Annotated in this window: 22 protein-coding genes; 11 read left to right on the plus strand and 11 right to left on the minus strand. The window is 61.2% G+C overall.

Going from position 1 to position 24647, the window contains the following annotated elements:
• Positions 1 to 131: 131 nt before the first annotated feature.
• Positions 132 to 1640: a glycerol-3-phosphate dehydrogenase gene (glpD, locus tag IEX75_RS22160; RefSeq protein ID WP_188797871.1), complete on the minus strand. Its 1509-nt coding sequence runs from the start codon at positions 1638 to 1640 to the stop codon at positions 132 to 134.
• A gap of 166 nt (positions 1641 to 1806) precedes the next feature.
• Positions 1807 to 2580, minus strand: coding sequence for a DeoR/GlpR family DNA-binding transcription regulator (locus IEX75_RS22165; protein WP_188797873.1), 774 nt, complete (start codon positions 2578 to 2580; stop codon positions 1807 to 1809).
• 160 nt (positions 2581 to 2740) lie between these two features.
• Here IEX75_RS22165 and IEX75_RS22170 point away from each other — a divergent pair, with 160 nt between their 5' ends.
• On the plus strand, positions 2741 to 3763 hold the full coding sequence (locus tag IEX75_RS22170; RefSeq protein WP_423373045.1) for a polyprenyl synthetase family protein: 1023 nt from the start codon (positions 2741 to 2743) through the stop codon (positions 3761 to 3763).
• Positions 3764 to 3854: 91 nt separating this feature from the next.
• On the opposite strand, the gene IEX75_RS22175 is transcribed toward IEX75_RS22170, so the two are convergent.
• The 4 genes from IEX75_RS22175 to ubiH all read right to left on the minus strand — a co-directional run bounded on the left by IEX75_RS22175 (position 3855) and on the right by ubiH (position 7582).
• A complete protein-coding gene (locus IEX75_RS22175; RefSeq protein ID WP_188797875.1) occupies positions 3855 to 4166 on the minus strand; it encodes an RcnB family protein in 312 nt (103 codons plus the stop codon).
• Positions 4167 to 4308: 142 nt separating this feature from the next.
• Complete coding sequence (locus tag IEX75_RS22180) at positions 4309 to 5103, minus strand: dienelactone hydrolase family protein (RefSeq protein ID WP_188797877.1); 795 nt, start codon at positions 5101 to 5103, stop codon at positions 4309 to 4311.
• Between the two features lie 53 nt (positions 5104 to 5156).
• A complete protein-coding gene (locus tag IEX75_RS22185) occupies positions 5157 to 6359 on the minus strand; it encodes a UbiH/UbiF/VisC/COQ6 family ubiquinone biosynthesis hydroxylase (protein WP_188797879.1) in 1203 nt (400 codons plus the stop codon).
• Positions 6356 to 7582, minus strand: coding sequence for a 2-octaprenyl-6-methoxyphenyl hydroxylase (gene ubiH, locus IEX75_RS22190; RefSeq protein WP_188797880.1), 1227 nt, complete (start codon positions 7580 to 7582; stop codon positions 6356 to 6358). The genes IEX75_RS22185 and ubiH overlap by 4 nt, the downstream gene beginning before the upstream one ends.
• 101 nt (positions 7583 to 7683) lie before the next feature.
• Here ubiH and IEX75_RS22195 point away from each other — a divergent pair, with 101 nt between their 5' ends.
• The 3 genes from IEX75_RS22195 to IEX75_RS22205 are packed head-to-tail and all read left to right on the plus strand — an operon-like array spanning position 7684 to position 9780.
• Positions 7684 to 8283, plus strand: a complete 600-nt coding sequence (locus IEX75_RS22195) for a hypothetical protein (RefSeq protein WP_188797882.1) — start codon at positions 7684 to 7686, stop codon at positions 8281 to 8283.
• A 2-nt stretch (positions 8284 to 8285) separates the two neighbouring features.
• On the plus strand, positions 8286 to 8852 hold the full coding sequence (locus IEX75_RS22200; protein WP_188797884.1) for a cob(I)yrinic acid a,c-diamide adenosyltransferase: 567 nt from the start codon (positions 8286 to 8288) through the stop codon (positions 8850 to 8852).
• Positions 8853 to 8859: 7 nt separating this feature from the next.
• Positions 8860 to 9780, plus strand: coding sequence for a histone deacetylase family protein (locus IEX75_RS22205; RefSeq protein ID WP_188797886.1), 921 nt, complete (start codon positions 8860 to 8862; stop codon positions 9778 to 9780).
• A 19-nt stretch (positions 9781 to 9799) separates the two neighbouring features.
• Here the strand turns inward: IEX75_RS22205 and msrB are convergent, their stop codons facing one another.
• Positions 9800 to 10216 (minus strand): peptide-methionine (R)-S-oxide reductase MsrB, encoded by a 417-nt coding sequence (msrB, locus tag IEX75_RS22210; protein WP_188797888.1) that lies wholly within the window; start codon positions 10214 to 10216, stop codon positions 9800 to 9802.
• A gap of 83 nt (positions 10217 to 10299) precedes the next feature.
• Between msrB and IEX75_RS22215 the strand changes: the two genes are divergently transcribed.
• The 6 genes from IEX75_RS22215 to IEX75_RS22240 all read left to right on the plus strand — a co-directional run bounded on the left by IEX75_RS22215 (position 10300) and on the right by IEX75_RS22240 (position 17413).
• Positions 10300 to 12774: an LPS-assembly protein LptD gene (locus IEX75_RS22215; protein ID WP_229721029.1), complete on the plus strand. Its 2475-nt coding sequence runs from the start codon at positions 10300 to 10302 to the stop codon at positions 12772 to 12774.
• A gap of 121 nt (positions 12775 to 12895) precedes the next feature.
• Positions 12896 to 14242 carry a peptidylprolyl isomerase gene (locus IEX75_RS22220; RefSeq protein WP_188797890.1) on the plus strand — a complete coding sequence of 449 codons (1347 nt, stop codon included), beginning with the start codon at positions 12896 to 12898 and terminating at the stop codon, positions 14240 to 14242.
• 23 nt (positions 14243 to 14265) lie between these two features.
• Positions 14266 to 15261 (plus strand): 4-hydroxythreonine-4-phosphate dehydrogenase PdxA, encoded by a 996-nt coding sequence (pdxA, locus tag IEX75_RS22225; protein ID WP_188797892.1) that lies wholly within the window; start codon positions 14266 to 14268, stop codon positions 15259 to 15261.
• Positions 15258 to 16049, plus strand: coding sequence for a 16S rRNA (adenine(1518)-N(6)/adenine(1519)-N(6))-dimethyltransferase RsmA (gene rsmA / locus IEX75_RS22230; RefSeq protein WP_188797894.1), 792 nt, complete (start codon positions 15258 to 15260; stop codon positions 16047 to 16049). Before pdxA ends, rsmA begins: the two co-directional genes overlap by 4 nt.
• A 79-nt stretch (positions 16050 to 16128) precedes the next feature.
• Positions 16129 to 16512 carry a Co2+/Mg2+ efflux protein ApaG gene (gene apaG, locus IEX75_RS22235; protein ID WP_188797896.1) on the plus strand — a complete coding sequence of 128 codons (384 nt, stop codon included), beginning with the start codon at positions 16129 to 16131 and terminating at the stop codon, positions 16510 to 16512.
• A gap of 52 nt (positions 16513 to 16564) precedes the next feature.
• Positions 16565 to 17413 carry a symmetrical bis(5'-nucleosyl)-tetraphosphatase gene (locus IEX75_RS22240; protein WP_188798239.1) on the plus strand — a complete coding sequence of 283 codons (849 nt, stop codon included), beginning with the start codon at positions 16565 to 16567 and terminating at the stop codon, positions 17411 to 17413.
• Positions 17414 to 17474: 61 nt separating this feature from the next.
• On the opposite strand, the gene secA is transcribed toward IEX75_RS22240, so the two are convergent.
• Together secA and IEX75_RS22250 are read right to left on the minus strand one after the other, a co-directional pair.
• Positions 17475 to 20204, minus strand: a complete 2730-nt coding sequence (gene secA / locus IEX75_RS22245; protein ID WP_188797898.1) for a preprotein translocase subunit SecA — start codon at positions 20202 to 20204, stop codon at positions 17475 to 17477.
• A 181-nt stretch (positions 20205 to 20385) separates the two neighbouring features.
• Complete coding sequence (locus IEX75_RS22250; RefSeq protein ID WP_188797901.1) at positions 20386 to 21318, minus strand: M23 family metallopeptidase; 933 nt, start codon at positions 21316 to 21318, stop codon at positions 20386 to 20388.
• A gap of 31 nt (positions 21319 to 21349) precedes the next feature.
• Here IEX75_RS22250 and IEX75_RS22255 point away from each other — a divergent pair, with 31 nt between their 5' ends.
• Positions 21350 to 21829 carry a DciA family protein gene (locus IEX75_RS22255; RefSeq protein ID WP_188798240.1) on the plus strand — a complete coding sequence of 160 codons (480 nt, stop codon included), beginning with the start codon at positions 21350 to 21352 and terminating at the stop codon, positions 21827 to 21829.
• Between the two features lie 203 nt (positions 21830 to 22032).
• On the opposite strand, the gene lpxC is transcribed toward IEX75_RS22255, so the two are convergent.
• Complete coding sequence (gene lpxC, locus IEX75_RS22260) at positions 22033 to 22947, minus strand: UDP-3-O-acyl-N-acetylglucosamine deacetylase (RefSeq protein WP_188797902.1); 915 nt, start codon at positions 22945 to 22947, stop codon at positions 22033 to 22035.
• Between the two features lie 505 nt (positions 22948 to 23452).
• Positions 23453 to 24634 (minus strand): cell division protein FtsZ, encoded by a 1182-nt coding sequence (ftsZ, locus tag IEX75_RS22265; protein WP_188797904.1) that lies wholly within the window; start codon positions 24632 to 24634, stop codon positions 23453 to 23455.
• Positions 24635 to 24647: the final 13 nt, after the last annotated feature.

Here is a 24647-nt window from a genome sequence, read left to right on the forward strand (position 1 = left end):
GGTTAATGCAGTTCGACATGTGTTCCTCCCTTGACGACTCGCTCTACGGTCGTCATTCCCGCGAAAGCGGGAATGACGACCAGGCGAGGTGGCGTTTCATGACAAATGTGCAGAATTTACCTGTAAGAAAATCAAGTGAACGAAGCACTCCGTGGCGGCGCATCAGCGAGATAAGCCGTAAGACGCGCCACCTGTTGCGGATTAAGGCGCAAGCCAAGCTTGCTGCGGCGCCAGAGCACATCGTTCGCATCGGTGGCCCATTCCAGGGCGCGCAGATAATCCACCTCGGCCTGATAAAGATCGGCGCCGAAGTGCTCGCCCAAATCTGCCAGCGCACGCGCTTGACCGAGAATGCGCGTGGTACGCGTGCCGTAGCTATGCACCAGGCGCCACGCCATCGGTGCCGGCAGCCACGGGTGTGCAGCTTGCAGTTCACTCAGCAAGACATTCACGTCGCGTCGCTCACCGCCGGGAAGCGGATGCCCTTGGGACGTCCATGCTTCCGATGCATGTGGAAACAAGGGCGCCAGTCGGTCCATGGCTTCCTCTGCCAGCTTGCGATAGGTGGTCAGCTTGCCGCCGAAGACGTTGAGCAGCGGTGCGCTGTGTTGATCCAGCTCCAGCAGATAATCGCGTGTAACTTCCGACGCGTTGCCGGATTCGTCATCGAGCAACGGGCGTACGCCGCTGTAACTCCACACCACGTCGGCGGGCGTGATGCTGCGTTTGAAGTAGCGGTTTGCCGCATCGCAGAGATAGCGCGTTTCTTCCTCGCTGATGCGAGGAGCAGAAGGGTCGTCGCGATAATCCAAATCAGTGGTACCGATCAAGGTGAAGTCGGCTTCGTAGGGAATGGCAAACACGATACGGCGATCGGGTTGCTGGAAGATGTATGCGTAGGGATGCTCGAACAGGCGTGGCACGACGATGTGGCTGCCCTTGACCAGGCGCAACGCGTGATCATGGCCGACCTTGGCAACGTCATCGAGAAACTGCACCGCCCAAGGACCGGTGGCATTGACCAGTGCTTTCGCGCGAACCGTGAAGGGCTCGCCCTGTGCAGACTGCAATTGGGCACTCCAGCCTTGCTGGTCGCGCTCGGCGCTCACGCAGCGCGTGCGCGTAAAGATCGTGGCGCCGCGTTCCATCGCGTCCATCGCGTTGAGCACTACCAGTCGTGCGTCCTGCACCCAGGCATCGGAGTACACGAAGCCGATATGGAACTCATCGCGCAGTGGCAGTCCCGACTTATGGCGCTGCAGGGATACACGCCGGGATTTCGGCAACGTGCGACGGCCGCGGCCCAGGTTGTCGTATAGGAGCAAGCCCAACCGGATCATCCAGGCCGGTCGCAGATGCGACTGGTGTGGCAGCACGAAGCGCAGTGGCCAGATGATGTGCGGCGCGGCGCGGAGCAGCACTTCGCGCTCGGCCAGGGCCTTGCCGACCAAGGCGAACTCGTACTGCTCCAGGTAACGCAGGCCGCCATGGATCAGTTTGGTGCTGGAGCTGGAGGTGTGCGCCGCCAGGTCGTCGCGCTCGCACAGGCATACCGAGAGTCCGCGCCCAGCCGCATCTCGCGCGATGCCGACGCCGTTGATACCGCCACCTACTACCAGTAGATCGAACTGCTCGGTCATGAGTCGTCCTGTGGACTGCTTTCGAAACCAAAATGTTCGATTTCGATCATATGAAGATCAAAAGCGCGTTAACGAACATCATTCCATAAAAATATGTGCGATATCGCTCACATCATGAGCGTATTCGAACATTTCCGAAGATTGCACGCTGCAATGCAGCGATACCTCAAGCATTCGCAACGTGCACTTGCGTGCCGGCCTCGGCCAGCGCCACCGCCAGTTCCGACGGCGGGGCGCTATCGGTAAACCACGCATTGACCAGGGAAATCGGCCCTAAACGAACCAGCGCATTGCGCCCCACCTTGCTGTGGTCCGCGGCCAGAAACACCTGCCGGGAGTGCTCGATGAGAGCTTGTGCCACGCGCACTTCGTTCAAATCGAAATCAAGCAGCGTGCCGTCGAGGTCGATGCCGGAAATGCCGATCACCCCAAAATCCACCTTGAATTGGCGGACCAGTTCGATGGCCGGCTGACCGGTCACCCCATGGTCGCGCCCGCGCACAATGCCGCCGGCCACGATCACTTCGAAGCTGGGGTTTTCACTGAGCATGATCGCCACGTTGAGGTTGTTGGTGATCACGCGCAGGCCCTTGTGGTTCATCAGCGCGCGCGCCACGTCCTCGTTGGTGGTGCCCAGGTTGATGAACAGCGAGGCATCGTCGGGAATGTGCTGGGCCAGCAAGGCAGCAATGCGGGTCTTTTCTTCATGCAACAGATGTTGCCGCTTGGCATAAGCAAGGTTTTCGACGCTGGATGGCAGGCTGACGCCACCGTGGTAGCGGCGCAAAAGGCCTGCATCGCACAGTGCGACCAGGTCGCGGCGAATGGTCTGCTGGGTGACGTCGAAGTGCCCGGCCAGATCTTCCACGGTGGCAAAGCCCTCCTCGCGCACACGCGCCATGAGCTGCTCCTGCCTGCGGTTGAGTACCAGATCGCCCATCTATCGCTTCCATCGGCACAATGGAGCCATGGTAGCGTGAGCACGTAGCGGCTTGATGCTGCCCAAAACCTCAAGCGTGCCTCATCCCATGGGGAAAGCTGGGAGAACTTTCAGGCCAGATCACACGTAACGAGGCCTCCGCCTCTATAATCGAAGTTCTATGTCCAGCCCCAGCCGCATGAACACCTCCGTTCTCCAGACCATCGACCCCGCTCGTGATTTTGCCGGGGTGCGCGCCCTCGCCGAAGGTGACATGCAGCGCATCGATGCCCTGGTCCGGCAACGACTGGCCTCCGATGTGGTGCTGATCAACCAGATCGCCGACCACATCATCGCCGGCGGCGGCAAGCGCCTGCGCCCGATGCTGCATGCGCTGGCTGCCCGCACGGCTGGCTACAACGGCGACAAGCACATCAAGCTGGCGGCGGTGATCGAGTTCATCCACACCTCCACCCTGCTGCACGACGACGTGGTGGACGAATCGGACCTGCGCCGCGGCCGCAAGACAGCCAATGCGCTGTGGGGCAATGCAGCCAGCGTGCTGGTGGGTGATTTCCTGTATTCCCGCTCGTTCCAGCTGATGGTGGAACTGGATGACATGCGCATCATGCGCATTCTCGCCGATACCACCAACACCATCGCCGAGGGCGAGGTATTGCAGCTGCTCAACATCGGCAATGCCGACGTGGACGAGGCGGCTTACCTGGCCGTGATCGAACGCAAGACCGCAGTGCTGTTTGCTGCTGCCACGCAGCTTGGCGGTCTATTGGGAGGCTTGCCGGAAGCACAGGTTGCCGCGTTGCGCCGCTACGGCATGCAGCTTGGTTATGCCTTCCAGATCGCCGATGACCTGCTCGACTACATCAGCGACACCCGCACGCTTGGCAAGAACATTGGCGATGACCTGGCTGAGGGCAAGCCGACGTTGCCGCTGATCTACGCCTTGCAGCGCGTGGGTGCAGAGCAAGCAAAGGAGATGCGCCATGCGATCGAGCATGGCGGATTGGGCTCGCTGGATCACATCATCACGGCCATTCGCGAATCGGGCGCGCTGGAGCGCACTCGCGAGTGTGCATTGAGGCACGCGCGTGCAGCACGCGAAGCCTTGGCGTTGTTGCCGGCTTCTTCGTATCGGGATGCACTGGCTACGCTGGCGGATTATTCGGTGCAGCGCACGTTCTGAGCGCTATGCGGAGTAACGCCACTACGGCGTTTCGCTTTTTTTCATCGCCAAGAACTAAAGTCCCGCGCATGCGCGGGACTTTAGCGAACCGTCAACCATCACTGGCTTTCGGTATGTTCAGACGATACTCGATGCGCCTCACGATGTGCGTCTTGACGGCTACCAGCAGGTAGTCGTTTTCTTCGCCATGCACCCACTCGTAGCCGTCGACCGGCTTGTCCAAGTGGTAGTGGTGGTAGTTGTGAATGACATTGGCGTCCGCCAGATATTTATCCGAGATGGGACGACCGGTGTGATACAGAAGCTCGCCGCCATGGCGGGCCATTTCCGGGAAAGACTGGGCAGCGCCAACAAAAGAACTCAGGATCAGGCAGCCCAGCAGGGCCTTGGAACACGTCTTCATACATGAATCTCCTTATTTCACGGCATGACGGTTCACGGCACGGCGGAGAGTCCCGTGGAAATGAGCCACAAGTTCATTGAAGACTCGGCCAATCCCCCACTCCCAGGCCGCACACGTGCTGGCCCAAGATTGGGGCCAGCGATCAGGGTACGCCGTTGAAGGCTGCGTGCAACCAGTCATGCATCAGCCGATAGCTGCGCGCCGCGGCCCGTGCGTCGTACTTACAGCCGGGCGAGTTCTCTTCCGTTTCCGTAAAGCAGTGCACGGCATTGCCGAGCACCACGAACTGCCAGTCGGCCGAGCTGCCGCGCATTTCGTCCATGAACTTGTCGGCATCGGGCATGGTGCCCTTGTCGTCCGCACCGTTCATCACCAGTACGCGCGCCTTGATGTTCTTGGCGAGCGCAGGATCGTCCGTGGTAAGGCCGCCATGGAATGACACGATGGCAGCAATATCGGCACCGCTGCGTGCAAGATCCAACACGGCGGTACCGCCGAAGCAGAAGCCGATCGCTGCCAGCTTGCTGGTATCGATGGGTGCGTTAGCCGCCTGTGCCTTCAACTGCGCCAGTGCTTCATCGATGCGTTTGCGCATCAGCGCACGGTCCTTGTACAGCGGCCCGGTGGCGGCCTTTGCCTGATCGGCGTGGCCGGGTTCGGGGCGCACGTTTTCGCCGTACATGTCGGTGAGCAGGATGACGTAATCCTTGCCGGCGATCATTTCCGCTTTCTTGATGGCCGTGTCATTGATGCCGTACCAGTTAGGCACCATCACCAGGCCCGGACGCTTGGCATGGCTGGCGTCGTCGTAGACCAGCACGCTTTTGAAGTGCGTGCCATCCAGCGTCCATTCCACCGGACGCTGCACCATCTTGGCCTGCGCGGCGAAGCTCAAGCTGGCCAGTAACGCGAGACAGACTGCTCGAACGAGACGCATACGTGATTCCTTTGTCAGAGGGAGAGTTCGTAGGTTGGGGTGCAAACCCCAACCTACAGCCCTGCTGCGTGCGATGCCAAGCGTCGCTTCAACGGCAGCAGACGATCGACGAGACGGACGCCCAATCCGCGTGCCGCCACCCACGGCGCGCCTTGCCATGCATAAATGCGCGCGAGCGCATCGAAGCCATAGGCATCGAGCGTGTCTGCGCTGCGGCGGCGACGTGCATAACGGCGCAGTACCTCGGACGAGGCGAAGTCCCGCCCCGCGTCGCGGGCAGCAGCCAACACATCACGCAGTTCAGCAACGTCGCGTAAGCCGAGGTTGACGCCCTGCCCGGCCAACGGGTGCACCACATGTGCCGCATCGCCGAGCAGCACGAAGCGCTCGGCCTGGTAGCGGCGGGCCAATTGCAGCTTCAGCGGAAAAGCGGCGCGCGGCGTTGTACCCATGATGCGTCCGAGGCGGAAATCGCTGGCAACGCCAAGCTCCTTCATGAAAGCCTCGTCATCCAGCGACTGTACGCGTCGTGCTTCGCTTTCCGGCAGCGACCAGACGATAGAACTGCGGCCATCAGCAAGCGGCAGCAAGGCAAGCGGTCCGGTTGGAAGAAAACGCTGCCAACAGGCATGTGCATGCGGGTGTTCGGTAGTCACGTGTGCCACGACCGCGCGCTGGGAATAATCCCGGCCGCGCGTGGCGATGCCAGCCCGTTCGCGCAAAGGCGAGTTGCCGCCATCGGCGGCGACCAGCAGGCGCACTGATACGCTTTCGCCGTCGGCCAGTTCCAGCGCCACACGATCAGCGCGCGTTTCAAAATCTTTGACGGTGGCGGGACACAGACGCTGCACGCCGGCGCTATCCAGCGCCTGCCACAGCTTCCACTGCACCAGGTTGTTCTCGACGATGTAGCCGAGCTGATCACGGCCTTCGTTGGCGGCATCGAAATCGATCGCCGCTCCGTTCTCCGCATCCCAGATGTGCATATGCGCGTAAGGACAAGTACGCGCATCACGTATGGACGTCCAGACGGCCAGCTCGTCCAGCAGCTTGATCGACGACGGCGCCAGGCCGACTACGCGTAAATCCACGTCATCGTGCACATGCCACGCGGCCGGCTCGCGCGCTTCCAGCAAAGCCGTGCTGAAGCCGGCGCGACTCAATGCAAGTGCCGCGGCAGCACCCACCATCCCACCGCCGACCACGGCAATATCCAGCGCGGGCGCACGGCGTTGCGTTGCGGGAATCGTTCTCATGGCACACGCTCCAGCACCGCACGTGGCGGCTGGCCGCGGAAACCCATCCCACGCCTGGCCAGCAGTTGTTGCAGCGGTGGCACGCGGTCATAAGCGAGCAAGGCTAGCGAACGGAACGGTGCCAGCCATGGCTCCGGCATGCACGCGAAACGCACCAGATCGTGGCTCATGGCCATGGTGCCTTCGCGATCGGGCGCGCGGCGCGCGGCATAGCGTTCCAGCAGCTCTTGCGATCCGGGGTCGGCGGCTTCTGCAACCAGCTCGGCCAGAGTTAGCGCATCGCGCAGACCGAGGTTGAACCCTTGCGCTCCGATCGGATGGACGGTTTGCGCGGCGTTGCCCACCAACACGGCGCGTGGTGCGATCAGGTTGCGGGCAGCGACGCGTTTGATGGCATAAGGATGGCGTTTGCCGGGGCGGCTCAACCGTCCCAAACGCCAACCGAAACGGCGCTGAGCCAGCGTGATGAAATCCGCATCGTTCAAAGCCGTCACGCCGGCTGCCACGTCCGCAGAAACGGTAAGCACCAGGCCACAGCGACGCTCCGCCAATGGCAATACGGCGATGGGGCCTTCATCGGAAAAACGCTCCCAGGCGCGATGCGCCGGATCGTGCTCCGGTGTCACCGTGCATACGAACAGGGTCTGCTTGTAATCGTGCACATCGGCGCCGATCCCAAGCTGCGCGCGCACGAACGACTCCGTGCCGTCCGCACCGACCAGCAAGGCGGCGTCGATATGTTGAACGCCATTGGGTGTTTTGATCTCTGCACGCCAACCATCCGCAAACCGGGTCAGGCCGGTAAGGCTCGCCGGCGCCAAACGCACCAGCCGCTGACAGGCATCCAGTCGACGCAACAAGGCAGCGCCGAGTTCACGCGCTGGCAACGTCCAGCCCAGCGCATCAACGCCGTGCTTGGCGGCATCCAGTCGCGCGCTGCCGAATTCACCCGCGCGGCTGACGTGGATGTGACGGATCGGCGTCGCCTGCGCCGCGGCGAGCGGCCATACGCCGATCGCGTCCAGCCCGTTTACGGTGGCGCGGGCCAGTGCAAGATTGCGTTCGTCATAGCTGGGCTGCGCGTCCGCGCGCGGCGCGGCAGCCTCGACCAGGGTGACGCGGCATCCGGCTGCATCCAGTGCGATCGCCAGGCTGGCGCCGACGAGGCCGCCACCGACCACCAGCACATTACCTTCGGGGGCAAAGAGGGGAGAGATAGTCATGCGCGGATGATACGCGCTGCATGACTGGCTTCGCATTGGGCTAAACTCCTACGTCTTCACACCATCCATCTATGGGCCGTCTGCTTTCCTGGGAGTTCTTCATGGCTACGACATCCACCCAGCGCCTTGGCATTTTCGCTGCGCTCGCCTTGGTCATGGCGGCGACCCGCGTACATTTGTCGCTGTTCCATCACGATGTTTGGGACGCGTCGTGGGGCGTGTTCTTCCTGGCCGGCTTCTGGCTACGCGGCACCGGCCGCTGGGCCTTTCCGCTGTTGATGGCCGAGGCCGTGCTGGTCGATTACGTGGTCATCACACGGATGGGCATCAGTTTCTGGGACCACTACTGTGTATCGGCCGGCTATTGGTTCCTGATTCCCGCCTATGGCGCACTGTGGATTGGCGGTAGCTGGCTGGCCAAGCATCAACGTGGCGTTACGCTTTCTACGCTGGGCATGGCTGTGGCTGCGCTGCTGGTAAGCGAAAACGCGTGCTATGTGATCTCCAATGGCAGCTTCTACTGGCTGAGCGCCCACGTGCCGGCACCGAAGAGCTTTGCGGCCTGGTTCGAAAACCTGGGTGATTGGTACTTGCCGTTCCTGCAGACCACCGCGGTATATGTGGCGCTCGGCGCCGTGCTGCACGTACTTGCCGTGCAGCTTGCCCGCGTATCGCAGCACAGTGGCCAGGCGCAGCACTAAACGTGGGCAATCGGCTTTCGAAAATCTATACGCGTACCGGTGACGATGGCAGCACCGGTCTTGGTGACGGCTCACGCGTTCCTAAGGATTCCGCACGCGTCAACGCGTACGGCACGGTGGACGAACTCAACAGCACCATCGGCATGGTGCTGGCCTGCGAAGGCCTCGATGCCGAGGTGCGCGAAACGCTCACCCAGGTGCAGCACGAGCTGTTCGATCTCGGCGGCGAACTCTGCATTCCAGGCATGGCGATGATCGAAGACGTCGACATCGATCGCCTGGAGCAGGTGCTGGACCGCCTCAACGATCCGCTGCCGCCGCTGAAGGATTTCATCCTGCCGGGCGGTGGCATGGCGGCTTCCTGCTGCCATCTGGCACGCACGGTATGCCGTCGCGCCGAGCGCGAAGTGATTGCATTAGGGCGAGTCGAGACCGTACGGCCGCAGGCGCAGCGCTATCTGAACCGGCTGTCCGATCTGTTGTTCGTGCTGTGCCGCGTGCTGGCCCGTGGCAGCGGCCATGGCGAAGTGCTTTGGCAACACGAGCGCCGCCGCAAGCCGGTGGGCTGAATTCCGCATGCTGCAGCTCTTCACCCACACCGTTTGCCTGCAGCACGACCCTGGTCCTGGCCATCCGGAATCCCCGGCCCGCCTCCGCGCGGTGCTGGAGGCGCTGGACCAGGATCGTTTCGCTGCCGTAGACCGTGTCGAAGCGCCGCGAGCTACCCGCGAGCAGTTGCTGCGCGTGCACACCCCGGCCCATGTGGAGCGGATTCTGGCGATCACGCCCGATGCAGACACGGTGCGCCTGGATGAGGACACCCTGATGTCGTCGTCCTCGGCCGAGGCTGGATTGCGCGCGGCCGGCGCGCTGGTGGCCGCCGTGGATGCCGTGATGACGGGAGCCGCCACGCGCGCCTTCTGCGCGGTGCGGCCACCCGGCCATCACGCCACGCCGGATACTGCGATGGGCTTCTGCCTGTTCAACAACGTGGCCGTCGGCGCTGCGCATGCATTGACCGCACATGGCTTGAAGCGCGTGGCGATCGCCGACTTCGACGTGCACCACGGCAACGGCACGCAAGATATTTTCCAGCGCGAACCGCGCGTGCTGTTCATCTCTTCACATCAGCAGCCACTTTATCCCGGTACTGGCAGTCCGGACGAACAAGGCGTGGGCAATATCGTCAATGCGCCTTTGTCATCCGGCGAGGGGACTTACGAATTCCGCGAGCTGTGGAATGACATGCTGATGCCGAAACTCCATGCCTTCAAGCCGCAACTCGTGCTGGTATCGGCAGGCTTCGACGCGCATCAGCGCGATCCGCTGGCAAATCTGCAGTTGCAGACCGAGGACTACGCCTGGATCACCGAGCGACTGGTCGATCTCGCCCGCGCACATGCGGGTGGGCGACTGGTTTCCACGCTGGAGGGTGGATATGACCTGCAGGCGCTGGCAGCCAGTGTGAGTGCACATGTAAGCGCACTACTCGACTAGCTGCGCTGACCCAACTTTCCTAAGGGGAAAGGGAATGGGCATCGGGCTCAAAACCCAGCGCCACCGAGTTGATGCAATAACGCATGCCTGTGGGCTTTGGCCCATCCGGAAAAACATGCCCTAGGTGAGAGTCGCACGACGCGCAGCGTACTTCCGTGCGGTGCATGCCATGGCTCTCGTCCGGCACGAGGTTGACCGAAGCGCGTTTGATCGGCTGGAAGAAGCTCGGCCAGCCGGAACCGGAGTCGTACTTGGCCTCGGAAGCGAACAAGTGCGCATGACATGCCACGCAGGTGTAGGTTCCTGCCTCCTTATGCTTGTACCACTTGCCGCTAAAGGGCGGCTCGGTGGCTGAGCAGCGGCATACCGCGTACTGCTCCGGATTCAGGCTTTTGCGCCATTGTTCGTCCGTCTTGTAAGGCTTGGGCTGATTCATGCGTTCTCCCACTCATGACGTATGCCGTACGAAGGGCCTTTTCTGTTAGCTTAACGCCCCTTCGTCGCCGATTGATCGCCTCCGTGAAGCCCAAGAGCCTGTCGCCCTCGCGTTCTCTGCCTCCACGCCGCCTGCTAGCAATCGCTGCTGCCACTGCCCTGTTCAGCAGTCAGGGCGCGCATGCTTCGCAACAGACCAAACATCCCAAGGCCACGCTTACCGGTACGGAGGTGGTCTGCCCGCTGGGCACCTTCATCTGCCCGCCCCGCCCGGACAATTTCGCATTGTGCCGGCCCAACGGCATGCTGGAGTTCTACGACCCGTTCCTGAGCAAGGATTCGGCGCTACGCGCCACCGCCAACACCAATGTGTGGGCCGACCACGTGGAAAGCCCCGATCAGGTCATCTATCACCTGAGCGGCCATGTAAAGACTATCCGGGCCGACCAGGAACTGCACGCCGACTTCGCCGACTACAACAGCGACACCACGGATTACGACGCGCGTGGCAAGGTGCATTACCAAGAGGCCTCGCAGCTGGTATCGGCCGATCACATCACCGGCAACACCGACAACAGCACGGGTGTGGCCACCGGCAACGTGCGTTATCAGATGTTGGATTCGCACGGCAACGGCACCGCCGTGCGTGGTGAAATGCTGGACGCGGACCGCAACCGCTACACCAAGACCACCTATTCCACCTGCGATATCGGGCGGCACATCTGGGAAATCCGCGCCAAGCAGATCGACACTGACCAGACCACCGGCCGCGGCATCGCGCGCGACGCCACGATGACCATGTACGGGGTGCCGTTTTTCTATTTCCCGTGGATGACCTTCCCGCTCAACAACGATCGCCAGAGCGGCTTCCTGTTTCCGTATTTCGAGCACACCGGTAACGCCGGCTACCAGTTCCGCATCCCGTACTACTTCAACCTGGCGCCCAACTACGATGCCACGCTGACGCCGCGCTACTACAGCCTGCGCGGCGCAATGCTGTCGGGTGAAGTGCGTTACATGTTTCCGAGGACCACCGGTGAGTTTCAGATCGAGTTTCTGCCGCACGACAACTACAACGACCAGAAGCTCACTTCCACCTCGATCGACACGCAAGGTCAGCAGCGCTACCTGTATCGCTTCGTCAACAGCACCAGTCTCTGGCCGGGCTGGTCGCTCAACACCAACATCATGCGCGCGTCCGACCAGAACTATTTGCGCGACTTCGGCAATGACCTATTCACCATTTCCACGGCGCTGCTGTATTCCAGCGTCTACCTCAATGGTGGCGGCAACTGGTGGAATGCCTCGATCGGCGGCGATATGTGGCAGAACGTGGATCCGTCCGAAGCGAACAGCGTGGAGCCCTACAAACGCTTGCCGCGGGCTACGTTCAACATGGATATCCCGTTCGCACGCTGGTACGACTTCGGCCTGAACAGCGAAGCGGTGAAGTTCAGCAAGTTCAATCAGGTGGAAGGCGCGCGTCTGGACATGACGCCGTACGTCGACGCGGATTTCCAGGGCTCCGCCTGGTTCTTCCGCCCCAAGCTGGCTTACCGCTACACGAGTTACTCGCTCGATTCCGGCTATCAGAGGTACAACTATTACGGACAGGTCGGGACAGCCGGCACATCGCCGTTCACCGAAAGCAATCCCAGCCGCTCGCTGCCCATCGTCAGCCTGGATCAAGGCCTGATCTTCGAGCGCAGCACGTCGATGTTCGGCAGCAACTACACGCAAACGCTGGAGCCACGGCTGTATTACCTGTACGTGCCATACCGCAACCAGAACAACCTACCGCTGTTCGACACAGGGCTCATGGCGTTCGATGACTGGATGCTGTTCGCGCCAAACCAGTTCTCCGGCGCAGACCGCCAGATGAACGCGAACAACCTCACCGCGGCCGTCACCACCCGTTTCCTTGACGATGGCGGTGTGGAGCGTGTGTCGGCGACGTTTGGGCAGATCCATTACTTCACGCCGCAAAGGGTGCAGACACCCTGCACCCTCACCAACACCACGACCAGCAACGTCAACGGCTGCGCTGCCGCCACCAACTGGAGCGGCTCCGATTACGTGGCTGAGCTCAACACCCAGCTCAACGATCAGTGGACGGCCAGCACCGAGTATCTGTGGAACCCGAACACGCGCCTGACCGACCTGGGCACGTTCACGCTGCAGCGCCGCCTTGGCTTCGATGGCATCCTCAACTTTTCCTACCGGTTCCGTCGTGGCCTGGTGGAACAATACGACGTCTCGGCGGTCTACCCGCTGTCGGAGCGCTGGCGCCTGATTGGCGAGTGGACTTACTCGGAACTGGACAAGCGCACTGTGGAAGCCCTTGCCGGCGTGCAGTACGAAGGATGTTGCGTAAAGGTGAGCGTGGTGGCCCGCCGCTACGTCACCGGCTACTACGGCGTGGTCACCGCGCTGCCGCCAGGCCAGACTGCACCGGGGAGCGACACGGCCGTCATGTTCCAGTTGGAATTCAAGGGCATGGGGACCTTCAGCGGCCAGACGGAGAGCGTGCTGCGGCGTGATATCCTTGGCTATCAATAAGCGCGCCCAGGCAGGCTCGGGCGCCCTCGAAAAAGCGGCGATACCAAACCGTTTATTGGGCCGTTTTTTGAGCAACACCGTTACCAATCCTTCGCCACCGGCGACAGAAGGCTGTTCACTGATGAAGCAGATTTTTGCGTTCCTCCTGCTGACGATCGTCACAGCGATCCCGTCACTGGCCCAGGCTCAGCTCCTGGCGCCACAGGACTCGAGCAGCGGGCCCGTCGACCGCATCGTCGCCGTTGTCGAAGACGAGGTGATCCTGCAGAGCGAGCTGAACGATGCCGTCGCCGCCATCCAGCAGCAGTACGCCAACCAGCCGGGACAGCTGCCGCCCATCGACGTGCTGCGCCGGCAGGTACTCGACCGCCTGGTCCTGATGAAGCTGCAATTGCAACGCGCCGATGATCAGGGCATTCGCGTGTCGGACTCGGACGTCGACCAGGCCGTGCAGGCCGTAGCCGAGCAAAACAAGATGACGCCTGACCAGTTGCGCGCCGCCGTCGAGCAGACCGGCATGAGCTACGCGGCTTACCGCCAGCAGCTGCATGACCAGCTGGTGGTGCAGAAGCTGCACGAGAACGTCGTACACAGCTCGGTGTCGGTGACCGATAGCGAGATCAACAACCTGCTCAACAGCCCGAACTACAAGGCCGGCGAAGTGCATCTGGCCCACATCCAGGTCAGCATCCCCGGCGGCGCTTCTGCTGCTGACATCCAGACTGCGCAAACCAAGGCCGAGCAGGCGCTCGCCGCAGTCAAGGGCGGCATGCCCTTCAAGGCTGCGGCCATCCGCTTCTCCGACGCGCCCGATGCGCTGGACGGTGGCGACCTCGGCTGGCGCCGTTTGGACGAAGTACCTCCGGCCTTCGTCGACACCATCAACGGCCTCAAGCCGGGCCAGGTCAGCGGGATCCTGCACGGCCCTACCGGCTTCCATATCATTCAGTTGGTGGATCAGCGCTCACAAGCCAAACAGATGGTGACCGAGTTCCACGCACGCCAGATCCTGATCCGCCCCAGCGAGCTGCTGTCGCCGACACAGGCCCAGCAGAAAGCGCAGGATATTTACAACCGCATCGTCAACAAGCACGAGGACTTCGCCAAGCTGGCGAAGGACAACTCCAATGACGACACCACGGCCAACGCCGGTGGCGATATGGGCTGGTTCCAGCAGGGCGATTGGGGCACGCTGATCGGCCAGAAGGTGGCTGACATGAAGGACAGCGAGGTCTCAGAGCCGTTCCAGAGCGAAGCGGGTTGGCACATCCTGCAACGCCTCGGTACGCGCAACAGCGACATGACGAGCGAGATCGCACGCAACCAGGCACGCCAGGCGATCGGCAACCGCAAGGCTGATCAGGCCTATGACGACTTCCTGCGCGATCTGCGCTCCAGCTCGTACGTGAAGATTCTCGTGCCAGAGCTGGAAGAACCCGCAACGGACAACGGCAAGGCGTCGTCGTAATGGCGACACTGCGCGGGTAAGCCGTGAACAGTCTCGCACTGCCGCGGCTCGCCCTTACTGCCGGGGAGCCGGCCGGTGTCGGGCCCGAGTTGCTGATCCGATTGGCCGCCACTCCTCTGGCGGCCAATTTCATTGCCATCACCGATCGCGGCCTGCTTGAGCGCGCTGCCGAACGTTGCGGTGTCGACGTCCGATTACTGGACGACGACGGCGCCGATATCCAGCAACGCCCATCAGGCACGCTACGCGTGAGGCATGTTGCGCTGGACGTGCCCGAGCTGCCTGGCCAACCCGACCCGCGCAACGCCCACCACGTATTGGCCACATTGCGCGAAGCCGCGGATGGATGCCTGAGTGGCCGCTATGCTGCGGTCGTCACGGCGCCACTGCAGAAATCCTCAATCAACGATGCCGGCATTCCTTTCAGTGGACATACCGAATTCTTTGCCGAGCACAGCCATGCCGACGTGGTGATGATGCTGGCTAGCCCGGAACTGCGCGTGGCCTTGGCCACGACGCACTTGCCGTTGCGGGCCGTGTCTGCTGCTATCGATGCGCCGTCACTAGAACGCACGCTACGCATCGTGCATCAAGCATTGCGCTCAAAATTCGGGTTAGCCCAGCCACGCATCGCCCTACTTGGCCTCAATCCGCATGCTGGCGAAAGTGGGCACATCGGACACGAGGAAATCGACACGATCATTCCGGTCATGGACACGCTGCGTCGTGAAGGTATGCAGTTGCTCGGTCCCATGCCGGCCGATACAGCCTTCGTGCCTGCACAGCGCGAACATTACGATGCCGTGCTGGCGATGTATCACGATCAGGCTTTGCCGGTGCTCAAGAGCGAAGCCTTCGATCGCACCGTCAACATCACGCTCGGCCTGCCCTTCATTCGCACGTCCGTCGATCATGGTACCGCGCTCGATCTTGCCGGCACCGGCAAAGCCGATCCCTCCAGCCTGATCGCTGCGGCACGCATGGCGCTGGATCTCGTCGCACGCAGCAAATCATCATGAACGCCCCCGCCCGTCCCAAAAAAAGCTTTGGCCAGCACTTTCTGCACGAGCGCCGGTACATCGAACGCATCGTTGCCGCCATCTCGCCACGTTCGGATGATTTTCTGGTGGAAATCGGCCCCGGCGAAGGCGCACTGACATTTCCGTTACTGACTGTCGCTGGCAAACTCACTGCAATCGAACTGGATACCGACTTGATCCCGCGCCTTCAGCAACAAGCTGCCGGCATCGGAGAACTGTCGATCGTGCATGCCGATGTACTCAAGGTGGATTTCACTGCTTTGGCGCAGCGTGCGGGGGTGACACGGTTGCGTATCGCCGGCAATCTGCCCTATTACATTTCCAGTCCCATCCTGTTCCATTGCATCGATCATGCGGCGGCGATCACCGACATGCATTTCATGCTGCAGAAGGAAGTGGTCGATCGCATGGCCGCGGAGCCTGGCAGCAAGGTGTATGGGCGGCTATCCGTGATGTTGCAGGTCGCCTGCCGGGTCGTGCCTTTGTTTGACGTGCCGCCCGGCGCATTCCGTCCGCCGCCCAAAGTTGACTCATCGGTCGTGCGCCTCGTGCCGATCCCTCCGGAAGAACGCCACGATGCCGACCCGGCGCGTCTGCATGCCATTGTAAAAGCGGCTTTCGCGCAACGCCGCAAGACACTCTCCAACGCATTGCGGCAACTGATGGATGCTGAAGCCATCCGGGCGGCAGGGATCGATCCCAAGGTGCGGGCGGAGATGTTGGCTCCCATGGATTTTGTGGCGCTGGCCAAGGGGCGTGAATCGTAAGAGCAGGGTCAGCGAGCCCCTGGTTGGTTACGATCGAGGATTCCCGCGCCCCTGGGCGAGTCCCGCTACAATGCGCCTCATGAAAGACAAACTCCCCTACACGATCGACGTGCAGGTGCAAACCCGTTTTGTCCCTGACCAGTCCGCCCCCAACGAAAACCGTTACGTCTTTGCCTACACGATCAAGCTGCACAATGCAGGGATCCAGCCGGCACGCCTGCTCACCCGCCACTGGGTGATCACGGATGCCAATGGCAAGGTAGAGGAAGTGTTCGGTGAAGGCGTGGTGGGTGAACAGCCGTGGATGCGTCCGGGTGATGACTACGAATACACCTCCGGTGCAGTGCTGGAAACGGCTGTCGGTACGATGCAGGGCAGCTATCAAATGATGGCCGACGACGGCACGCGTTTCGAGGCACCGATTCCGACCTTCACGCTATCCATTCCCCGCACGTTGCATTGATCGAGGAGCCGTTCATGATACGTGCGTGGCAGACCTCAAAGGCAGTGCGCTGATGGCCATCTACGCAATCGGCGACGTGCAAGGCTGCTATCCGGAACTGCAGCGGCTGCTGGAGAAGCTGCGCTTCGATCCAGCGGTAGACAAGCTGTGGTTTTGTGGCGACCTGGTCAATCGCGGCGGGCAGTCATTGGATACGCTCCGCCTTGTGCACTCGTTGCGTGACAACGTGGTGGTCACGCTCGGCAATCATGATCTCAGCCTGCTCGCCATCGCACAGCGCAAGCAGGATGCACAGGCGCGAGTGAATCCAGAACTGCGCGAAGTGCTGTTCGCCGAGGATGCGCCGATCCTGCTCGACTGGCTACGCGTTCAGAAGCTGCTACATCACGACGAAACCATCGGCTGGACGATGGTGCATGCCGGCCTTGCACCGAGCTGGACATTAAAACAGGCGCAGCGTTGCGCGCTGGAAGTCGAGCGCGAACTGGCCAGTCCTCGCCATCCGCGTCTGCTCAAGAATCTATTCGGCAATCGGCCGGCGGCATGGGTCAGTCGCTTGCAAGGGATCGAGCGCATGCGCGCCTCCATCAACACATTGACCCGCATGCGCTTTTGCGATGTGAATGGCCGTATCGACTTCGAAGGCAAAGGCGCCCCCGGCACGCAAAAGCCGGGCATGTATCCCTGGTTCGAAGTGCCCGGCATGCGTAAGCGTGACGCACGCATCGTGTGTGGGCACTGGTCGGCGCTAGGCCGCTTTGCCGGTATGGGCGTTTATGGCATTGATACCGGCTGCGTGTGGGGCGGCAAGCTCACCGCGTTGCGGCTGGATGGTGAGGAGCCGCAGTACATCACGGTGGATGCCGAGCCGCATCGCAAACGGCTACCTGGCGAAGATTAGCGAACGCCGTATGGATTACCCCGGATCAAGTCCGAGGTAATCATGTCTACAAAGGTCGCTGCTAATTCAACTGCCCGTGGCAGTGCTTGTACTTCTTGCCCGAACCACACGGGCACGGATCGTTGCGACCCACTTTCGGCCCTGTGACCACTGGCTCCAAAGTAGCCGCAGCCTGCTGTGATGCCGGCGCATCCATACCAAGTGCTCCACCCGCTGGCGCACCGCCGCCGGTGGCCTGCATTTGGCGCGCCAAGCGCTCGGCCATGCGCTGTTGCTCAGCTTCCATCGCGGCGACTTCTTCCTCGCTACGTATGCGGATGCGCGCAAGCATCTGGGTCACTTCGGTCTTGATGCGCGCCAGCATCTGCGAGAACAACTGGAAGGATTCGCTCTTGAATGCCTGCTTGGGATCCTGCTGCGCATAGCCTCGCAGGTAGATGCCCTGGCGCATGTAGTCCATGCTGGAAAGGTGTTCCTTCCAGGCGTTGTCCAGCACGCTCAGCATGATGTGCTTTTCGAGCTGGCGCATGGTTTCCGGACCGACCTGCTGTTCCTTGGCCTGGAACATGGCATTGATCAGATCGCGCACATGCTCCAGCACGACGTTGGCGTCGGCTTCCGATTGCTGCTCCAGCCACTGCTTGAGCTGTGCCGAGATGCCGAAGTCGCTTTCCAGTTCGCGCTCAAGGCCAGCGATATCCCATTGCTCGTCGATGCTGTCAGCTGGCACATGACGGCGTACCAGATCGCTGACCACGTCCTCGCGGACGTCGGTGATGGTGGCGGAAACGTCTTCTTCCTCCAGCAACTCGTCGCGCTGGCGATAGATCACCTTGCGCTGGTCGTTGGCGACGTCGTCGTATTCGAGCAGATTCTTGCGGATGTCGAAGTTGTGCTGTTCGACTTTGCGCTGTGCCTTTTCGATCTGCCGGCTGATCATGCGATCTTCCAGCGCCTCATCTTCCTTCATGCCGAAGCGCTTCATCCAGCGGACGAGGCCTTCACCACCGAAGATGCGCAACAGATTGTCCTGCAGTGACAGATAGAAGCGCGAGGAACCCGGATCACCTTGACGACCGGAACGACCACGCAGCTGGTTGTCGATACGGCGGGATTCGTGACGCTCCGTGCCGACGATATGCAGACCGCCGGCATTGATGACTTGTTCGTGGCGCTTCTGCCATTCCGACTTGACGCGCGCACGGTCCATGTCGCTGGCATCCTCGCCCAGCGTGTGCAGTGCCGCTTCCAGGCTGCCGCCTAGGACGATGTCGGTACCGCGGCCGGCCATGTTGGTAGCGATGGTGACCGAGCCAGGCATGCCGGCTTGCGCCACGATATGCGCCTCTCGCTCGTGCTGCTTGGCGTTGAGCACTTCGTGCGGAATCTTTTCCTTGCGCAGCAGATTGGACAATAGCTCCGACACATCGATCGACGCCGTACCGACCAACACCGGCTGGCCGCGCTTGTGGCAATCCCTGATGTCCTCGACCACCGCCTTGTATTTCACGTCCTGGCCGAGGAACACCATGTCAGGATTGTCTTTGCGGATCATCGGCTTGTGGGTGGGAATCACCACCACTTCCAAGCCATAAATCGTCTGGAACTCGTACGCTTCAGTGTCCGCCGTACCGGTCATACCGGCCAGTTTCTTGTACATGCGGAACAGGTTCTGGAACGTGACCGTGGCCAGCGTCTGGTTCTCGCGCTGGATCGGCACACCTTCCTTCGCTTCCACCGCCTGATGCAAACCGTCGGACCAGCGACGGCCCGGCAGCGTACGGCCAGTGAACTCATCGACGATGATCACTTCACCGTCACGCACGATGTAATCGACGTCGCGTTGGTAGATCGCATTGGCACGCAGTGCTGCGTTGAGGTGATGCACAATGGCCAGGTTGCGTGCGTCGTACAGGCTGTTTTCCGGATCGATCACCTTGGCCTGTTGCAGCAGCTCTTCCGCATGCTGCATGCCCTCTTCGGAGAGGTGCACCTGCTTCTGCTTTTCGTCGACCCAGTAATCGCCCGGACCGTCTTCCAATTCCTGGCGGGTCATGCGCGGGACGATCTTGTTCACCGCGATGTAGAGCTGGGGGGAATCCTCGGCCGGGCCGGAGATGATCAGCGGCGTGCGCGCTTCGTCGATCAGGATCGAGTCCACTTCGTCGACGATGGCGTAATGCAGTCCACGCTGCACACGCTGGTCCCTGGACAATGCCATGTTGTCGCGCAGGTAATCGAAACCGTATTCGTTATTGGTTCCGTAAGTGATGTCCGCGGCATAGGCGGAATGCTTGTCGGCCTGATCCATGCCCGGATACACCACGCCAACAGTCATACCGAGGAAGTTGTAGAGCTTGCCCATCTGCGCCGCGTCGCGTTTGGCCAGGTAGTCGTTGACTGTAACGACGTGGGCGCCCTTGCCTTCGAGCGCATTGAGGTAGACCGGCGCGGTGGCCACCAAGGTCTTGCCCTCACCGGTGCGCATCTCGGCGATCTTGCCCATGTGCAACACCATGCCGCCGATCAGCTGTACGTCGTAATGACGCATGCCGAGTACACGCTTGGCTCCCTCGCGTACCACGGCAAAAGCTTCGGGCAGCAACTTGTCGAGTGCCTCGCCTTTAGCCAGCCGCTGCTTGAATTCATCGGTCTTGCCGCGCAGGGCCTCGTCGCTGAGCTTCTCGAGCTCAGGCTCAAGCGCGTTGATGCGCGCGACGGTTTTGGACAGCTGGCGCAGTACTCGTTCGTTACGGCTGCCAAAGAGGCTCGTCAGGGCACGGTTAAGCATCGATCTTCCGGATCTGGAAACGGTGGACGCCCGTCGGAGCCAATCCGAGTGGGCAAAGGTCTGATGATACTAGGGTCCGCCAGGTATCCCAAACGCGGGAAATCGCGGCGAACCACGCACAGGGGTGGCGGTACGGCGGTCTGGTTTCAAGGGCGCCGCCGCAGGGTGCGCCAGGGTTTGCTCAGCGATGGTTTTTGACGTACGCGAGCGGATTGACCACGCGGCCGTTGTACCAGACCTCGAAGTGCACGTGCGAACCGGTAGAGCGGCCAGTGGAACCGGCCTCGGCGATCTCGTCGCCGACGCGTACGTGCTGACCGGGATGCACCAGCAACTTGCTGTTATGGGCATAGCGGGTCATGTATCCGTTGCCGTGGTCGATTTCCACCACGTTGCCATAGCCATTGCGCAGGCCGGCATAGGTCACCATGCCTTCGGCCACGGTGTGCACGGGACTACCGTAAGGCACGGCGATATCCAGACCGGTATGACGGGCGGCAAGACCATCAAAAGGGTCTGTGCGAACGCCAAAGTAGGACGAGATATAGCCCTCCGCAGGCATGCCGGTGGGTTTGAGGTTCGAGTCGATACGCGCATTGAGCAACAGGCTCTGCATCGCGCTCAGTTGCGCCTGCTGTGTTTCGAACTGGGTTGCCAACTGGCCGATGCTGGCATCCAGAGTCTGCGGCAAAGCGTAAGCGCTGCTGCCATCGGTGACTTCCACACCGCCGACCGGCGGGGGCTGGTCAAAGTTGAATTCGTTGCTGTCAAGTTTGCCCACCTGCACCAGACGTTCGCCCAGGGCATTGATTCGCGTGGCCTGCGCCTGCAGCTGACCCAGTTTGATGGCCAACGCATCGAGCTGGCGATGTGCGTCTTCGCGCAACTCACCCAGCTGCTGGTCCTGCGTCTTTACCTGCTGGTGCAGCGAATCGATCTCGGCCAATGCGCGGTCACGAGGACTGGCCACTGCCAACGCGATACCGGCGCCGATACTCGCCAACGCCAACACGACCGCTGCCCCGATTCCACATACGCGCCAGCGCAATCGGGAGTTGGTGAGGTCCAGAGTTTTCGGCACCTTCCCTGCGCGAGAGACGAGTATGATCTGCATGTCATTTCCGGTTCGAAATTTTTTACCACTGATGCAACGCGAGGCACCCGCTTCCCAACGCACCGGCCATGGGCCACAACCCATCACCGAGGTTGGTCCTGTCGCTGCGCTGGCCCGCAAAGCCGGCAAGCTGGAAGCGTTGGACCGCGCATTACGCCAGACGTTACCGTCACCCCTGCGTGAACAGGTCAGATTCGCGAATCTGCGCGACGACCGTCTTGTTTTCCTGGCTTCCTCGCCAGCCTGGGCATCGCGTCTGCGCCTGCAACAGGCGCAAATCCTCGCTGCCGCACGCGCCATCGGCGCCCATGCCAGCTCAGTTACCGTGAAAGTGGCCCCCCTTCCTCCGCCTGACCTACAGCCGGAGCAATCAAAACCGCTTTCCCCCGCTGCGGCGCTTCACCTGAAGGCCGCCGCGGGCTCCATCCACGATCCCGAATTACGGGCAATGTTCCTGGAACTGGCGTCCGTCGCCGAAACCGCTGATTCCACCCCCTCCGCAACGTCCTGAGCTGCGGGCGTCTGGTCCCGGGAAAGGCGAGCAACCGCCTGCCCCGATGCGGAAGGCGGTTTTATACCACGGTCTACCCCACCCAGGTCTCTATGCCTCGTGGTGGTAACGTGAAACGGGTGACGATAAAAGCGTGATGAAAATCACAAAAACGAACAGACCGGGCGCGAAGGCCCGGTCTGAGGGTAGAGATTTGGCGTTGGTCAGATCGCCTGAGCGGGATGGGCGTAGGAGATCGGGGCGGTGGCCGGATCGTCCTGATAGCTGACTTCTTCCCATGCCGTGACATCAGCCATCAGCGCGCGCAGCAGCTTGTTGTTCAACTCGTGACCGGACTTATGCGCGTAGTACGCGCCGATCAGGCTGTGGCCGAGCAGATACAGATCGCCGATCGCATCAAGGATTTTGTGCTTGACGAATTCGTCTTCGTAGCGAAGACCGTCTTCATTGAGCACACGATAGTCATCGAGCACCACGGCGTTGTCCATCGAACCGCCAAGTGCGAGGTTGTGTTCGCGCAGCATCTCGATGTCGCGCATGAAACCGAAGGTACGTGCGCGGCTCACTTCCTTGACGAAGGAAGTGGTGGAGAAGTCAATCTCCGCACGCGAGGTGCGCTTGGAAATGATCGGGTGGTTGAACTCGATCGAGAAACCAACCTTGAAGCCTTCAAACGGCTCAAAACTGGCCCATTTATCGCCTTCCTGCACCTTCACCGGCTTCTTGATCCGGATGAAGCGCTTCGGCGCCGACTGCTCTTCGATACCGGCCGATTGCAGAAGGAAGACGAAGGGACCGGCACTGCCGTCCATGATCGGCACTTCCGGTGCGGACAGATCGACGTACGCATTGTCGATGCCCAGACCCGCCATCGCCGACAACAGGTGTTCCACGGTTGAAACACGTACGTCACCGTTTACCAACGTGGTAGACAAACGTGTGTCACCTACGTGATCGGGACGTGCATGGATTTCAACCGGAGGATTGAGATCGGTACGGCGAAAGATGATGCCGGTATTCGGTGCCGCCGGACGCAATGTCATGTAGACCTTGTCGCCGGTATGCAGACCGACGCCGGTGGCACGAATGATGTTCTTCAACGTACGCTGCTTGATCATTTATTGTGTACCTATAGGGGCAGCAGCCAATTCGAGCTGGGATGCTAACACAGTCTTAACCTGCGGAAAAATAAACCGTACCGTACTGAACGGTCAATCCTTCATTTTCCTTTCATCAAATAATGCGAGTCATTCGCATCCCGATGCTGCAAGCACTATAGGTAGTTCAAGCACTTGCGATTCGACACAAAACCCCGCGCCGGGGACGGGAAGATCCGGCAACGGGATTTTGGACCAGCGGCATGGAATCCCACTCCATACCAGCTAATCGTGCGCCATCCTTAGGATCGCACTGCCTATCGCATTCAACGCACGAACGCGACGCCAGACGACATCAGATGTCCCCCCCTTTTCGCTACCGGCACCCGGCGACGATCAGGCAGCGGACAGGGAGGATACCCTCCTCGCCCGGCACAGAGAACAATGACAAGTTAATGCGTCGTTAGTTCATGCTCTTCACACTTTTTCACACTTTTTGATGCGCTCCTGCCTGATGGGCACGCTTTTAGTCGGCCTGACGGCGCAAAAAGGCGGGGATATCCAGATAGTCGAAGCTCGGATCGGCGCTCTTGGCCGGGCCCTCGCCCCCGCGCGGATTGCTGGCCACTACCTCTGGGTGCGCGTAATCGACCACTTCGTTGCCGGTGCCGGTGCGCAGCACCATCGGGCGCGGACGCTGGCGCATTTCCACCTGCTGGGTGGCCACCGGGCGGACCGGTTGGCGCGAGGTGGCGCGGTTCAGACCCGTGGCGACCACGGTCACACGCACGTCATCCTGCATTTCCGGATCCAACGAGGTACCGATCACCACCGTGGCGTCTTCGCTCGCGAAGTCGTGGATGATGCGGCCGATTTCGTCGAACTCGCGCATGGTGAGGTTCGGGCCGGCGGTGACGTTCACCAGGATGCCGCAAGCGCCATTGAGGTTGACGTCTTCCAGCAGCGGGTTGTTGATCGCCGCTTCCGCCGCCGCCTGGGCGCGATCGTCGCCGCGGGCCGTACCCGAACCCATCATCGACAGGCCCATTTCGCTCATCACCGTGCGCACGTCGGCGAAGTCGACGTTGATCAGGCCAGGTGCCGTGATCAGATCGGCGATGCCTTGTACCGCGCCCTGCAGCACGTCGTTGGCAGCCTTGAAAGCATTGAGCAGCGTCACCTCGCGCCCCAGCACCGAAAGCAGCTTTTCGTTCGGCACCGTAATGAGCGAATCAACATGCTGCGAGAGGTCTTCGATACCTTTCAGCGCAACCTGCATGCGGCGACGGCCTTCAAACGGAAACGGCTTCGTAACCACAGCAACCGTCAGAATGCCCTTCTCTTTCGCCAGCTGCGCCACTACCGGGGCTGCACCCGTACCAGTGCCACCACCCATGCCGGCGGTGATGAACACCATGTCTGCGCCTTCGAGCATTTCTTCGATGCGCTCGCGGTCTTCCAGTGCAGCCTGACGGCCCACTTCCGGATTGGCGCCTGCGCCCAGGCCCTTGGTGACGTTGGCGCCGAGCTGCAGGTGCATGCGCCCGCCACAACCCTTCATGGCCTGTGCATCCGTATTGCACACCACGAAATCGACGCCTTCGATGTTGGAGTTGAGCATGTGCGCAACCGCGTTGCCGCCGCCGCCGCCCACGCCAATGACTTTGATCACCGCATTCGGTGCCAGTTTTTCGACCAGTTCAAACATTTCCCGTCCTCCG

It is taken from the genome of Dyella nitratireducens (genome assembly GCF_014642835.1).
GTDB classification, from domain to species: Bacteria; Pseudomonadota; Gammaproteobacteria; order Xanthomonadales; family Rhodanobacteraceae; genus Dyella_B; species Dyella_B nitratireducens.